We start from the raw sequence: 14,360 nt of genomic DNA on the forward strand, positions 1-14,360 counted from the left end.
AACAGAACAACAAGCTGACCGCTTGTCGAGGATAGGTTTGGAAAACCGAAAGTACACAAGGGCGCGTAGTACCGGTTATGGTGAAGGTAAAGGTATGAGTGTCACTATCCAAGACCTGGTCTTGGATCGCAATAACCTTAATCAGGCTTATTTGCGAGTTAAGAGAAATAAAGGAGCAGCAGGCGTTGACGATATGACAGTCAATGACCTTCTGCCATATCTCAGAGAAAATAAGACGGAACTGATCGCTAGTTTGCGTGAGGGCAAGTATAAACCAGCTCCAGTCAAACGGGTAGAAATTCCGAAGCCTAATGGTGGAGTAAGAAGACTTGGAATACCAACGGTGGTGGACCGAATGGTTCAACAAGCTGTAGCCCAAATTCTTACGCCTATCTTTGAGCGTATTTTCTCTGATAATAGCTTTGGCTTCCGTCCCCACCGTGGGGCCCATGACGCTATTTCAAAAGTAGTAGATCTTTATAATCAAGGTTATCGAAGAGTTGTCGACTTAGACCTAAAAGCCTATTTTGATAACGTTAATCATGACTTGATGATTAAGTATCTCCAACAATATATTGATGACCCATGGACACTAAGACTCATTCGTAAGTTTCTAACTAGCGGAGTCTTAGACCATGGGCTTTTCGCTAAGAGTGAAAAAGGAACCCCACAAGGAGGGCCATTGTCACCACTACTGGCGAACATCTATCTAAATGAGTTGGACGAAGAGTTGACTAGACGTGGTCACCACTTTGTGCGCTATGCGGATGATTGTAACATCTATGTTAAAAGTCAACGAGCCGGAGAACGAGTAATGCGAAGCATTACCCAGTTTCTAGAAAAGCGCTTGAAAGTTAAAGTGAACCCAGATAAAACCAAAGTCGGTAGCCCGCTACGGTTGAAGTTTCTTGGCTTTTCGTTGGGTGTAGACCACAATGGGGCCTACGCCCGTCCAGCTAAACAATCGCAACAACGAGTAAAGAAAGCACTGAAGTTATTAACTAAACGTAATCGTGGAATATCTCTGACAAGAATGTTTGAAGAAATTCATTGAAAAATGCGTGGGTGGCTTCAGTACTACTCAATTGGGAAACTAACTAACTTTATTCAACGCCTTGACAAGTGGTTGAGGGTCCGAATAAGGCAGTATATTTGGAAGCAATGGAAAAAGTTTAAAACTAAGGTAACTAACTTACAGAAGTTGGGGCTGCCCCAGCATGATGCATATGTCTTCGCTAGTACCCGAAAGGGCTACTGGCGAACTGCACATAGTAAGACCTTGAGCTATTCTCTAACTAATAGAAAACTGGAACAACTCGGACTTATGAATATGTCCAAGACGCTCCAGTCAATTCAATGTGATTAAGTTGTCGAACCGCCGTATACGGAACCGTACGTACGGTGGTGTGAGAGGTCGATAATTGAACTAATCAATTATCTCCTACTCGATTATGTCTGGTATGAATTTAGCTAGGCAGTAACAGTACAACAATGGTAAGCAGTCAATAACAACACGTCTAGCTCTAGCTACCCCGGATCTCCTATACTGAGACTATCATCAGTAAGGAGATTTTTATGTATGACAGAACAAAATGAAATTATTACCCCGGTCTTCAAAAATAAAGCAAGTGATTTTAAGAAGCACGTTTTTACGGCACGCCCTGCCGTAAAAATCAATGTAAATGAAGTCGAATTAACTATTTTTAAGGGAACTAATTCTATTTTGGCCTCAGATATCGCTAAAGTGGTTATTCGTTATGCTCGTTAATTGGCATGATCCAGATCATATCTATTTAGTCTGCGGAAAAACCGACATGCGAAAGGGCATTGATGGGCTCGTAATGGTGATTGCCGAAAACTATGGATTAGAATTATATAGCAATTCGCTTTTCTTATTTTGCGGTGGACGGAATGATCGCTTTAAAGGATTGTTTTGGGATGGCGAGGGCTTTATTATGCTCTATAAACGGTTTGAAAATGGCCACCTTAGTTGGCCGAGAAACAGTAATGAAGCCAAAGAATTATCTGCTCAACAGCTCGACTGGTTATTGCAAGGACTGAACCCATTACCAATTCGTAAAATTCAAGCTGTTCGACCGGGAAGTTTTTATTGAGTTACCTCTATTTAAAAGAAGAGGCCGGGAAAAAACTCCTAGTTGAAAATAAAAATCCGTACAATGAATTCTACAAAGATTCATTGTACGGATTTTTATGTACACAGGAAATCGTTCCTGATATAATGTAATTACCCCTAAAAACAAACAAAGAGGAGCGATTTTCATGTATCGCCGTTTGTAAAATTAAGTTAGAAAAATAGAAAAGCCATTTGTGGTAGACTTTTGAATACCCCTAAACAAAAGAAAGGAAACCACAAATGACTTACACCCATCTTACCACAAACGAGCTGACAATCATCGCCCATTCTTTCGTGCAAAAGCTTAAAGCGTACCGAGTGGCCCAAATGATCAAACGTTGCGCCGAAACCGTTTATTGCGTTTATCGTTACCTGGAAACCGGTGCCTCAATTGCTGATTATCAAGATCACTATATGCGCAATAAGCAACGTTGTGGCCGAAAACGTACTCAGTTGTCACTGGCTGAACTCACTTATATCAACGACAAAATTGCCCAGGGGTGGACGCCTGATACCATTATTGGGCGCGCTGAGCGCCCAATTAGTTGTAACCGGCGAACTCTTTACCGGATGTTTGAACGTGGCCAGTTCGGCTTCGATGTCCGTTCCTTGCCGATGCGAGGTAAGCGGCACCCGAATGGCTATGTCGAGCGCCGTGGGAAGGCTGGCCAATTGGGGCGAAGTATTCACGAGCGTGCCAAGGACTTTCCGCACTATGCCACTGAATTTGGGCACCTTGAAGCTGATACCGTCCAAGGCAAAAAGCACCAAGGGGCGGTAATGACCCTGACCGAACGCCAATCGAAGGTCGAAATTGTACTCAATGTGCACGAAAAGACGGCTGATGCGATTAACCAACACTTAAGTCAGTGGCTTCGGAAATTCCCGCGGCACTTCTTCAAATCGATTACCTTTGACAACGGAAAAGAATTCGCCGGCTGGCGCGAGATTGCCAATCAATTTGACCTTCACACTTACTTTGCCGAGGTTGGTGCTCCCAATCAACGAGGGCTGAACGAAAACAACAACGGTCTTTTACGCCGGGATGGCTTAACGAAACAGCTAGATTTCCGCAATCTTCCTGATGAATTGGTAACCCAACTGATGAGTAAGCGAAATAACCTGCCCCGTAAATCACTAGGCTATCGAACTCCATATGAAGTATTCATGTCTTACGTCACTGATGAGCAACTATTTTCTTTCTAACTTAAATTGACATTTCGGGAAAGATTAGTCAAAAAAGAACCGGTAATTCATATGGATGAAACACCATTTAAAGTAATTGCTGAATCTAATGGAAATGGCTATTTTTGGGTAACGCGATCAACGAAAGAATTCAGTAAACATCAAATTACCATGTTTCATTACTATAATACCCGAGCTGGCAAAACTGTTGGACAAATTCTTGGTCAGCAATATAGTGGAGTTATTATGTGTGATGGCTATGGCGGATATAGTGATCGATTATATCCTCAAGCAAAGTTCGGGTCATGTTTAGTTCATATTCGACGTGAATTTTACCGCATTACATGTTTATTGAAAAAGGAACAATTGAAGAATTCCAAAGCATACCAAGTTTTACAACTAATGCGACCAGTTTTTCACGAAGAGAAACAATTAGCATATCACACTCATAAGGAAAAGCTAGTGCAACGTCGGTTGCACGTAAAACCCTTGATGGATAAGTTCTATGCCTATTTAGAAAACATTAACTTTCCTCAAGGACGTTTAAGAGCCGCCATTAACAATGCTTTAAAGTTAAAAACACGAGTGTATCGAATTTTTGAAGATGGCCGAGTACCATTAACAAATAATCCTGTTGAACGAGCGATTCGTCCATCAACTCTTATTCGAAAGAATAGCTTATTTGCGAAAAGTACTGCCGGAGCTCAGGCAAATGCCATTTTCTATACTTTGGTGGCAACTGCAAACCAGAACCATTTAAATATCTACAAATACTTTAAGTATCTTTTTGATCACTTACCAAACCGCAAGGACGAAGGACTTGAGGCTTATTTACCATGGTCAAAAGAAGTCCAAACAGAATGCCATAAATAAAAACAGGGTCATGGATTACCACTTTCGGTAGCTCATGACCCTGTTTTTTTCAATCCGTACTGTTATTGACTGCTTACTCTTTTTTGATTAATGTCTTTAGACCTAGTTGAGTGCGTGAGCAGAGCGAATGCACGAAACAAAAAAACACCTGCTATGCGGGTGGGCGATAAAAATTATATAAAAAAGGCCTCTTTTGCCTTAAGATATAGGTGTTCAAGCCAAAATCAATAAGGGAAAAGAGATTATATAAATATGGCTAATAAATTAAATAGCTTAGCCCATACGAAGTGGTTATGTAAGTATCACATCGTACTCATACCAAAGTATAGGCGTAAAGCGATTTTTAATCAATACCGAAGAGACCTAAGAGATTATATTCGTTTGTTGTACAAATATAAGGGAGTAGAAATAATTGAAGGTCATATGATGCCAGATCATGTGCACTTGGTAGTAAGTATTCCGCTGAAGCTAAGTGTATCGCAGTTTAGGGGGATACTTAAAAGGGAAAAGTGCATTAATGATGTTTGATCGACATGCAAACTTAAAATACAAATATGGAAACCGACATTTTTGGACTGTAGGACTAATTTCAAAAGCATTCTCGGATCATATTCACGTGGTCGTCCCATAATATTAGGTTTAGAAATTGCCAAGCTTTCGATCAGTTGATGGATGTAATAAGCTGGATGATTTTCTTCAGGTTGATAGTCAGTTGCTATAGCCAAACTAAGTTGATTAATGTTATAATTACTTTGCATTATATGTATATCCTTTTGAGGGTATTGAAGGCATCGAGGGTCAGTCGATGTCTTTTTTCTTTTATCAATATATCTATATTTTAAAGGAAAACGGAGCTGAATGAAATCCAAAAATTTCATCCAACTCCGTTTATTATTAGGGACTTATGTCACAGCCCCATTGTTACTTGCGGGGGCTCTCAGAAGCTAACTTTCGCGTCGAAAAACGAAGTAACGGGTGCTTCCTGGCTCACTCCCACTGTCGGTATTTAATTTATTTCCACTTCATTACACATACTGGTTCTGGACAACTGACATCCTTTTGAAGAAGGGTTAACTTACCAGTTGATGGATTTCGTTTATAAAGCGTAAGGTTATTAGAGTTCTGATTTGAAGCTAAAAGATAATTTTCATCTTGATTTAGATTGAAATCGCGTGGAAAATCTCCTTCAGTTGAAATTGATTGGATATGTTTAACGGTAAAATCTGGTTGGATTTCAAAGACGGCAATAGTGTTTTCACCACGATTTGAAGTATAGACAAATTTACCATCATTTGAGATCCGAATAGCCGCTGCTCCATTGTGAGCTGTCCAGTCTGCAGGAATTGTCTTGATGGTTTGAAGGTGCTTAAACGATGCATCCTTACTATTATACTTTAGTACTTCCAGTTTACTGCTTAGTTCACCTAAAAGATAAGCATAATTGCCATTTGGATGGAAAGCTATATGACGGGTACCAAAGCCATCTTCACACTTATAGCGAGAGACAGCAGTTAATTTACCATCATCAGAGACGTTGTAAACCACAACAAGGTCCATTCCTAAGTCACATACAACTAGACGATTATCAGGAGTTAGGTCGGCATAATGAACATGTGGAGCCTCTTGTTCAGGCTCGGGACCAGTTGCTCCTTCATGAAGGACCGAATCGGTTTGTGTCAACGTTCCATCTTCGTTGATCTTAAAAACATCTATTTTTGCTGTATGATAATTAGCACTGAATAATAAATGCCGTTTGTCATCAACGCCTACATATGCAGGAGGAGCACCGGCAGCTAAGACATCGCTTAGCATCTTAGCGTTATCGTCACTTAATGAGTAAGAAGCAACTCCTCCTTTATCATCTACTTGTTTAATTGCGTAAATACGACCATCTTGACCAACTTGTAAGTAAGCTGGCTTTTGAGATGGAATTGCTAATTCAACATTCGTTATTTTTTCTTGATCAGTATCGAGGGTAACTTTGTAGATCCCTTTACTTGTTTTTTTGGTATATGTTCCAATTAGAAATTGTTCAATCAAGGCAATTTCCTCCTTTTTGAAAATGCTTACCTATATAATAGCAATTTGCCCATCGTAATTCTAGCTGTGATACACTGTTATTAGTAATTTTTAGTTCTTAATGGAGGAGAAAAGTTGAAAAAAGTTGAACGTCAACGAGAAATGGTAAAAAATAATCTTGCCCTTTTTCAATGTCCTGTTTGTGAACAGCCAATGGAGAAAGTTGAAGGAAACAGTATTATTTGCGGAAATAACCACCGATTTGACTTTAATCGGCATGGTTATCTTCACTTTCTCAATGGGGCTGCTAATACTGAATATGATCGATCAATGTTTGAATCTCGTCGCCAGTTATTAAATGCAGGACTCTTTAAGCCAATTATTGAAAATGTCAGTAAATTATTACCTTCAAAACCTTTAAAGATCTTAGATGTAGGAACTGGAGAAGGAACTCCATTATTGCAATTAGAAACAATCCGTGCTAATTATAATGATACGATGATTGGCTTTGATATTTCGAAACCAGGGATAACACTTGCTACTCAGTTACCGTTAAGGGCATTTTTTTGTGTAGCTGATTTACGTAAATTACCTTTTAATGATGAGAGTTTTGATTGTATATTAGAGTTGTTTTCTCCATCTGATTATCAAGAGTTTAAACGGGTGCTAACGAAAGATGGGACCCTTATTAAAGTAATTCCTAATGCTAACTACTTAGTCGAATTACGGCATCTCTTATATGAAACAGGAGAACGTAATTACCACTATGATAATTCACGAGTAATCGAGTTATTTAACCAACATTATCCTCATAGTAAAGTTGAAACGGTAACCTACCAATTTAGAATTCCAGACGGTTTACAACAGGCAATGCTGGAAATGACACCTTTACACTGGGGAGCAAACGCTAAAAGATTATCTAAAGAAGAATTAACCCAATTAAAAACAATTACGGTGGATGTCAGCTTATTAATTGCGAAAAAAGCTAATTAATTATTGCAACATTACTAAATTAGTGCTAAATTATTATAAGAAATCGTTTGATAATTGACATCGAATATAAGTATTTCGTTGGTAATTATCAAGGAGTACTTCATTAAAGCAGCGTTTCGCCGTGCCCACACCGAGACCCTGCTTTTTTTATTTTATTAAGGAGATTTTATTATGACAAACCATATTGTCTTGTTTGAACCATTATTTCCAGCGAATACAGGAAATATTGCACGAACTTGTGCGGGGACCAATACTGAATTACATTTAATTAAGCCATTAGGATTTTCAACTGATGATAAGCATATGAAACGGGCTGGGTTAGATTACTGGGATAAAGTAAAGATCACGTATCATGAGGATTTGCCTTCATTTATGAAGACTATTCCTGATATTAACCGTTTATATATTGTTTCTAAGTTTGCTACCCATGATTATAGTGATGTTGATTATACGGGTGAAGGAGATCATTATTTCCTATTTGGAAAAGAAACAACTGGCTTGCCCGAACGTTTTATGCAAAAATATCCAGAAAATGCTATCCGGATTCCACAAAATGATAATAATATTCGGGCCTTGAATTTATCGAATAGTGCAGCGATTATTATTTATGAGGCATTGCGGCAACAGAGTTTTCCTAATTTAGCCCGAGTTCATAAATATGAATTCGATAAATTAAAGTAACCTTAAGGAGGCAATAATGCGATGGCGAGAAGGAAAAAGGCATCATCCCGCCGGACAAGAGGAAAAAAACAACAGTATCGATTAATGGATAATCTATTAGGAATAATTGTTTGCCTCTTAATGTTAGTTGGCTTATTTAATTTAGGAGCATTAGGAACCTTTCTCGATAACTGTTTTAAGATTTTTGTAGGGTCATCCTTTCCAATTGCAATGATTATTGTTTTTCTTTATGGATTATGTTTTGCATTGTATGGGCATCGTCCGCATTTCAAAAAACGTTGGATTGCAGGAACTATTATTGCCTATATTGGTTTATTAATGTGGCTTCAGACAGTAATGTTTCAGCGTCTGAATCTTCATGCAAAGGTAATCGAAACTACTTGGAATAGTCTTAGTAAGGTCATTTTTAACGGTGATTCAACTGTTCCGGTTGGTGGAGGGATGATTGGTGCTTACCTATATAATGGAAGTAATATTTTAATTTCAGAAGTTGGAACAGCGGTATTGTCATGGTTGTTAATGATTATCGGGATTATTGTCTTTTTTGCATTACCATGGCGCGAATTTCTAGTAAAATGTGGGATTGGCATAAAAAAATCTGGAGCAGCAATGGCTAATGCTCACGATCAATTAATGAAAAAGAGAACGGAGCGAGCAATTAAGACAACTACGGTACCATCAATTAGCGTGCCCCTTGCTAAAGCATCAAGGCAGGTTAAAGATTTTTTTGCTGACCAAGAATCAGCAGAGCCAACGTCAACGCCGCCAGTTTCTCCAGCGATGCCTGTTCAAGATCCTGTTGAACCAACTATTAGGGTCGCAAGTGAAAGTCAGGTGGAAGAAACTCAGAGTGGGCGCAAGGATGATCAGGACTCGAACCAACATGATGATGCGGAAATTAAACTTGCAGGAATTGACGCTAAAGAAGATAATGATTATCAATTACCGCCAGTCAGCCTGCTAAGTCAAGTAAAAGCAACAGATCAGCAGGAAGATTTGAATAATATCAAAAAGAACACCAAAACGCTCCAACAAACCCTAAAATCTTTTGGTGTGGATGCAACAGTTGAAAATGTTAATTTAGGTCCTTCCGTTACCAAATATGAGTTACGCCCAGCAGTAGGAGTAAAGGTTAGTCGAATAACCCATTTGGCTGATGATTTAGCACTTGCACTTGCGGCTAAAGATATCCGGATTGAAGCGCCGATCCCAGGGAAATCATTAATTGGGATTGAAGTTCCAAACCAGCAAATTGCAACAGTTGGTTTTCGCGATATGGTCGAAAATGCTCCTAGTAATGATAATCCCATGGAAGTTCCGCTTGGTCGCAGTGTAACTGGGGATATCAAAATGGCTGATCTAACTAAGATGCCACACCTTCTTATCGCTGGGGCAACGGGTAGTGGTAAGTCTGTTGCAATCAACGTTATCATTACAAGCATTCTATTAAAGGCTAAACCGCATCAAGTAAAGATGTTAATGATTGACCCTAAAAAAGTTGAATTAAGTGTTTATAATGGTATTCCCCATCTGCTTAGTCCGGTAGTTTCTGAACCCAAAAAGGCAGCTCGGGCATTAGGAAAAGTTGTTGCAGAAATGGAGCGCCGTTATGAATTATTTGCAAAATTCGGTGTTCGTAACTTGGATGGGTATAATAAATTGGTTAAACAACAAAATGATGACCATCCTGATGAAGTTCAAGCTAATCTACCGTTAATTTTAGTTATTGTTGATGAATTAGCAGACTTGATGATGACTGTTTCTCATGATGTTGAAGATGCAATTGTCCGGATTGCACAGATGGGGCGGGCTGCTGGTATTCACATGATTTTGGCAACTCAGCGTCCTTCTGTTGATGTTATTACCGGGCTTATTAAGGCTAACGTTCCTTCCCGAATTGCCTTTGCAGTTTCTAGTGGGGTTGATTCGCGAACTATTATCGATACTAATGGGGCAGAAAAGCTTCTTGGTCGCGGTGATATGTTATTTGAACCAATCGATCAAAATAAACCAGTCCGGATTCAAGGTGCATTTATATCCGATCATGATGTTGAATCGGTAGTAGACTTTATAAAAAACGAGCGAGCAGCTGAGTATGACGATAGTATGGTTGTAACTGACAATGAAATTGAGCAAGAAGAGCAAGCTGAGGAGGAAGATGAATTATTCCCCGAAGCATTAGAGTTTGTAGTTGATCAACAAAAAGCATCAACTTCGCTAATTCAGCGGCGGTTTAGAATTGGTTATAATCGTGCCGCAAGAATTATTGACGATATGGAACAGCGCGGTTTTATTGGGCCAGCTAATGGCTCAAAACCACGGGAAGTTTATAAGCAAAAAAGTGAGGAATAAAAAAGACCGGAGAGATTTTTCTCCGATCTTTTTTATTCCGACTACATGGATGTTTAATAGGCTAAATTAAGTTTAAGGATGCAACTGCTCCAAAGATTAAAGAACCAAGCATTGCAATTAACATGAGCCAAATAGCAACCATGGTAATTTTTTGGAAACGAGTTTTCTTTTTTCGCTGCATTATTAACCATCCTTCCATTTTTATCAATAATAGTAGTGTAACGCATCTTTAATGCCTTTTTCAAATCTAGTTTTAGTTTATGTTAAACTTAAATTACTTATTTGAAGAGAAGGGGACTGAAAAGGTTGATGGTTAGTATTCAAGTTATAATTTTAGAGATTATTTTATTATTAGTGATTGGGGTAGTAGAACGATTATTAGTACGAATATTTCATCATCCTAAAAAAACAAAGCATTTATGGTGGGGATGGACAATTATTTTATGGACTCTGATAATCTTTAATATTGGATTCTATTGGCCAGCTTATCCTATTGCCTTATGGATGATTCTAGCTCTGTTATTAATTGCTTTACAAATTATTCACAATCATGAATTCATTTATCGCCGTTACTGGCCAGTATTTTGGCGGTATTCGGCATATTATGCTTTAATTATATATATTGGTAGCTTAATTATTTCACCATGGTTACCGTTGATATAAAAATATTAAGTGAGTTGGAAAATTAATTTTCCGCTCACTTTTTTTAGTGCGCCCGGCATGGGTATTAGCTAGGTGGTGAAAGTCCGCTATGGGCCGTAGTAGTCGGAACCATGAGCTGAGGACAAGGGTGTCCACCGTGAGGTGGAATCTGAAGGAAGTCTAAGGCAAAGTACTGCATCGATGAACAAGAAGTAGCTATAAGGCTGAAATTAACTGGATAAGGCTGCTAGACAAGTTGAAGTCCAATACTACTCGAAGTTGGTCTCAGTAAAGCTAACGATGACATGGTACGAAAGCTAATATTCTTACCCGGGGAGATCTGGCCTACACGTTTCCGACAAGAGGAATAAGTTTAATTTCCACAGAAACAAGCGGTGCAGTGATGCAGTGTTGAGTAAGCCAGAAGTCAGCCGAGGTCATAGTAGTTTGAATAATCAGATGAAGGACTGAACGACAATAACTTGTAACTTATATCGGAGGTGTAATCAGGTGCGACAATCGCAGAAAACAGAACAACAAGCTGACCGCTTGTCGAGGATAGGTTTGGAAAACCGAAAGTACACAAGGGCGCGTAGTACCGGTTATGGTGAAGGTAAAGGTATGAGTGTCACTATCCAAGACCTGGTCTTGGATCGCAATAACCTTAATCAGGCTTATTTGCGAGTTAAGAGAAATAAAGGAGCAGCAGGCGTTGACGATATGACAGTCAATGACCTTCTGCCATATCTCAGAGAAAATAAGACGGAACTGATCGCTAGTTTGCGTGAGGGCAAGTATAAACCAGCTCCAGTCAAACGGGTAGAAATTCCGAAGCCTAATGGTGGAGTAAGAAGACTTGGAATACCAACGGTGGTGGACCGAATGGTTCAACAAGCTGTAGCCCAAATTCTTACGCCTATCTTTGAGCGTATTTTCTCTGATAATAGCTTTGGCTTCCGTCCCCACCGTGGGGCCCATGACGCTATTTCAAAAGTAGTAGATCTTTATAATCAAGGTTATCGAAGAGTTGTCGACTTAGACCTAAAAGCCTATTTTGATAACGTTAATCATGACTTGATGATTAAGTATCTCCAACAATATATTGATGACCCATGGACACTAAGACTCATTCGTAAGTTTCTAACTAGCAGAGTCTTAGACCATGGGCTTTTCGCTAAGAGTGAAAAAGGAACCCCACAAGGAGGGCCATTGTCACCACTACTGGCGAACATCTATCTAAATGAGTTGGACGAAGAGTTGACTAGACGTGGTCACCACTTTGTGCGCTATGTGGATGATTGTAACATCTATGTTAAAAGTCAACGAGCCGGAGAACGAGTAATGCGAAGCATTACCCAGTTTCTAGAAAAGCGCTTGAAAGTTAAAGTGAACCCAGATAAAACCAAAGTCGGTAGCCCGCTACGGTTGAAGTTTCTTGGCTTTTCGTTGGGTGTAGACCACAATGGGGCCTACGCCCGTCCAGCTAAACAATCGCAACAACGAGTAAAGAAAGCACTGAAGTTATTAACTAAACGTAATCGTGGAATATCTCTGACAAGAATGTTTGAAGAAATTCATCGAAAAATGCGTGGGTGGCTTCAGTACTACTCAATTGGGAAACTAACTAACTTTATTCAACGCCTTGACAAGTGGTTGAGGGTCCGAATAAGGCAGTATATTTGGAAGCAATGGAAAAAGTTTAAAACTAAGGTAACTAACTTACAGAAGTTGGGGCTGCCCCAGCATGATGCATATGTCTTCGCTAGTACCCGAAAGGGCTACTGGCGAACTGCACATAGTAAGACCTTGAGCTATTCTCTAACTAATAGAAAACTGGAACAACTCGGACTTATGAATATGTCCAAGACGCTCCAGTCAATTCAATGTGATTAAGTTGTCGAACCGCCGTATACGGAACCGTACGTACGGTGGTGTGAGAGGTCGATAATTGAACTAATCAATTATCTCCTACTCGATTGTCTATTACTTTTTGGTAAAATTCACAAAATTACGTGGTGAGAAGTGGGGGATTGTGGTAGACTTGACCTATAACGTGGTAAAGGAGGACATTAGTCGTGTTAATGGGAGAATTTACACACACTATTGATTCCAAAGGCCGACTAATTATTCCTGCCAAATTTCGAGAACAATTGGGGGCACACTTCATTGTTACTCGGGGGTTAGATGGATGTTTGTTTGGATATCCATTAAATGAATGGGCAATTTTAGAACAAAAGCTAAAGGCGCTCCCATTAACAAAGCGTGATGCACGTGCATTTGTACGCTTTTTATATTCCGCTGCGACAGATTGCGAAATTGATAAGCAAGGACGGATTAATATTCCGATAACATTACGAACTCATGCTTCACTTGAAAAGAAGTGTGTAATCGTTGGTGTGTCTAATCGTTTAGAAATCTGGAGCGCTGAACGGTGGAATAAATTTACAAGCGAAACAGCTGATAATTTTGATGAGATTGCTGAAGATCTTAATATTGATTTTTAATGGAGGTTTTAGTTGATGGCAGAATTTAAACATGTAACGGTACTTTTAAAGGAGGCCGTAGCAGGATTAAATGTGCAACCAACAGGTACCTACGTTGATGCAACATTAGGTGGTGGTGGTCATACGCAAGCTATTTTACAACAGCTCGTCGATGGCCACCTATATTCATTTGATCAGGATCAGACGGCAATTGATTACAATAAAGAACACTTGAAAACTGCAATAGAACAGCAAAAATTAACATTAGTTGAAGATAATTTCCGTAACATAAAAACGGAATTGAATAGCTATAATGTAAAACATGTTAATGGAGTTTTATATGATTTAGGTGTTTCTTCCCCACAGTTCGATGATGCTAAAAGAGGTTTTAGCTATCAGCATGACGCTCCTTTAGACATGCGGATGAATCAGGAACAAAAATTGTCGGCAATGGAAGTTGTTAACGAATGGTCATATGAACGGCTCGTTAAGATTCTTTACCGATATGGAGAAGAAAAATTTGCCAAGTCAATTGCTAGAAAGATTGAACAACGCCGAAAGATAGCACCAATAAAGACGACATTTGAATTAGTTGATGTGATTAAAGAGGGAATTCCAGCAGCAGCTCGCCGTCATGGTGGTCATCCAGCGAAAAAGAGTTTTCAAGCTATTCGGATAGCAGTTAACGACGAATTAGGTGCTTTAGAGGAATCGTTAGAACAAGCATTAGACTTGTTGGATGTTGGGGGACGAATAAGTGTTATTACCTTCCAATCCCTAGAAGATCGGTTAGTAAAGACAATGTTTCGTGAAAAGACTTCATTAAGCGGGGATGTACCGCAGGGATTACCAGTAATACCAGCGGGAATGGAACCAAACTTCAAATTAATTAATAAAAAGCCGATTGTAGCTAGTGATGAAGAATTAGCGGCAAATCATCGTGCGCATAGTGCCAAGTTGAGGATAATCGAGAAAATTAGAGAAGGAAAGTGACAGAA

Annotated in this window: 12 protein-coding genes and 3 pseudogenes (1 of these 15 running past the window's edge); 13 read left to right on the forward strand and 2 right to left on the reverse strand. The window is 39.3% G+C overall.

Going from position 1 to position 14,360, the window contains the following annotated elements:
* The 6 genes and pseudogenes from ltrA (SH603_RS04460) to tnpA all read left to right on the forward strand — a co-directional run.
* Positions 1 to 1,366 (forward strand): annotated as a pseudogene (ltrA, locus tag SH603_RS04460) (group II intron reverse transcriptase/maturase); it begins 17 nt to the left of the window's first position.
* A gap of 213 nt (positions 1,367 to 1,579) precedes the next feature.
* Positions 1,580 to 1,768, forward strand: a complete 189-nt coding sequence (locus SH603_RS04465) for a hypothetical protein (protein ID WP_003667696.1) — start codon at positions 1,580 to 1,582, stop codon at positions 1,766 to 1,768.
* Complete coding sequence (gene tnpB / locus SH603_RS04470; protein WP_134989077.1) at positions 1,758 to 2,114, forward strand: IS66 family insertion sequence element accessory protein TnpB; 357 nt, start codon at positions 1,758 to 1,760, stop codon at positions 2,112 to 2,114. The genes SH603_RS04465 and tnpB overlap by 11 nt, the downstream gene beginning before the upstream one ends.
* 260 nt (positions 2,115 to 2,374) lie before the next feature.
* Positions 2,375 to 3,340: an IS30 family transposase gene (locus SH603_RS04475; protein WP_321534142.1), complete on the forward strand. Its 966-nt coding sequence runs from the start codon at positions 2,375 to 2,377 to the stop codon at positions 3,338 to 3,340.
* Between the two features lie 24 nt (positions 3,341 to 3,364).
* Positions 3,365 to 4,192 (forward strand): annotated as a pseudogene (gene tnpC / locus SH603_RS04480) (IS66 family transposase); the annotation flags it as partial.
* A gap of 252 nt (positions 4,193 to 4,444) precedes the next feature.
* Positions 4,445 to 4,775: pseudogene (tnpA, locus tag SH603_RS04485) on the forward strand (IS200/IS605 family transposase); the annotation flags it as partial.
* A 428-nt stretch (positions 4,776 to 5,203) separates the two neighbouring features.
* Here the strand turns inward: tnpA and SH603_RS04490 are convergent.
* On the reverse strand, positions 5,204 to 6,232 hold the full coding sequence (locus SH603_RS04490; RefSeq protein ID WP_321534143.1) for a lactonase family protein: 1,029 nt from the start codon (positions 6,230 to 6,232) through the stop codon (positions 5,204 to 5,206).
* Positions 6,233 to 6,346: 114 nt separating this feature from the next.
* On the opposite strand from SH603_RS04490, the gene SH603_RS04495 reads away from it, so the two are divergent.
* The 3 genes from SH603_RS04495 to SH603_RS04505 all read left to right on the forward strand — a co-directional run bounded on the left by SH603_RS04495 (position 6,347) and on the right by SH603_RS04505 (position 10,237).
* A complete protein-coding gene (locus tag SH603_RS04495; RefSeq protein WP_169472958.1) occupies positions 6,347 to 7,204 on the forward strand; it encodes a methyltransferase domain-containing protein in 858 nt (285 codons plus the stop codon).
* A gap of 171 nt (positions 7,205 to 7,375) precedes the next feature.
* Complete coding sequence (gene trmL / locus SH603_RS04500; RefSeq protein ID WP_169470876.1) at positions 7,376 to 7,885, forward strand: tRNA (uridine(34)/cytosine(34)/5-carboxymethylaminomethyluridine(34)-2'-O)-methyltransferase TrmL; 510 nt, start codon at positions 7,376 to 7,378, stop codon at positions 7,883 to 7,885.
* Between the two features lie 21 nt (positions 7,886 to 7,906).
* The gene (locus tag SH603_RS04505; protein ID WP_169472959.1) at positions 7,907 to 10,237 is read left to right on the forward strand and encodes a DNA translocase FtsK; all 2,331 of its coding nucleotides are present in this window, start codon (positions 7,907 to 7,909) and stop codon (positions 10,235 to 10,237) included.
* 61 nt (positions 10,238 to 10,298) lie between these two features.
* On the opposite strand, the gene SH603_RS04510 is transcribed toward SH603_RS04505, so the two are convergent.
* The gene (locus tag SH603_RS04510; RefSeq protein ID WP_003666746.1) at positions 10,299 to 10,418 is read right to left on the reverse strand and encodes a DUF4044 domain-containing protein; all 120 of its coding nucleotides are present in this window, start codon (positions 10,416 to 10,418) and stop codon (positions 10,299 to 10,301) included.
* Between the two features lie 128 nt (positions 10,419 to 10,546).
* Between SH603_RS04510 and SH603_RS04515 the strand changes: the two genes are divergently transcribed.
* The 4 genes from SH603_RS04515 to rsmH all read left to right on the forward strand — a co-directional run bounded on the left by SH603_RS04515 (position 10,547) and on the right by rsmH (position 14,355).
* Positions 10,547 to 10,900, forward strand: coding sequence for a hypothetical protein (locus SH603_RS04515; RefSeq protein ID WP_113896604.1), 354 nt, complete (start codon positions 10,547 to 10,549; stop codon positions 10,898 to 10,900).
* Between the two features lie 489 nt (positions 10,901 to 11,389).
* Entirely contained in the window at positions 11,390 to 12,772 is a 1,383-nt protein-coding gene (gene ltrA / locus SH603_RS04520) for a group II intron reverse transcriptase/maturase (protein WP_321534144.1), read from the forward strand.
* A gap of 182 nt (positions 12,773 to 12,954) precedes the next feature.
* Complete coding sequence (mraZ, locus tag SH603_RS04525) at positions 12,955 to 13,383, forward strand: division/cell wall cluster transcriptional repressor MraZ (protein ID WP_003666752.1); 429 nt, start codon at positions 12,955 to 12,957, stop codon at positions 13,381 to 13,383.
* Positions 13,384 to 13,398: 15 nt separating this feature from the next.
* On the forward strand, positions 13,399 to 14,355 hold the full coding sequence (rsmH, locus tag SH603_RS04530; protein WP_169473026.1) for a 16S rRNA (cytosine(1402)-N(4))-methyltransferase RsmH: 957 nt from the start codon (positions 13,399 to 13,401) through the stop codon (positions 14,353 to 14,355).
* The last annotated feature ends 5 nt before the right edge of the window (positions 14,356 to 14,360 follow it).

This window comes from Limosilactobacillus reuteri (assembly GCF_034259105.1).
GTDB lineage: Bacteria > Bacillota > Bacilli > Lactobacillales > Lactobacillaceae > Limosilactobacillus > Limosilactobacillus reuteri_G.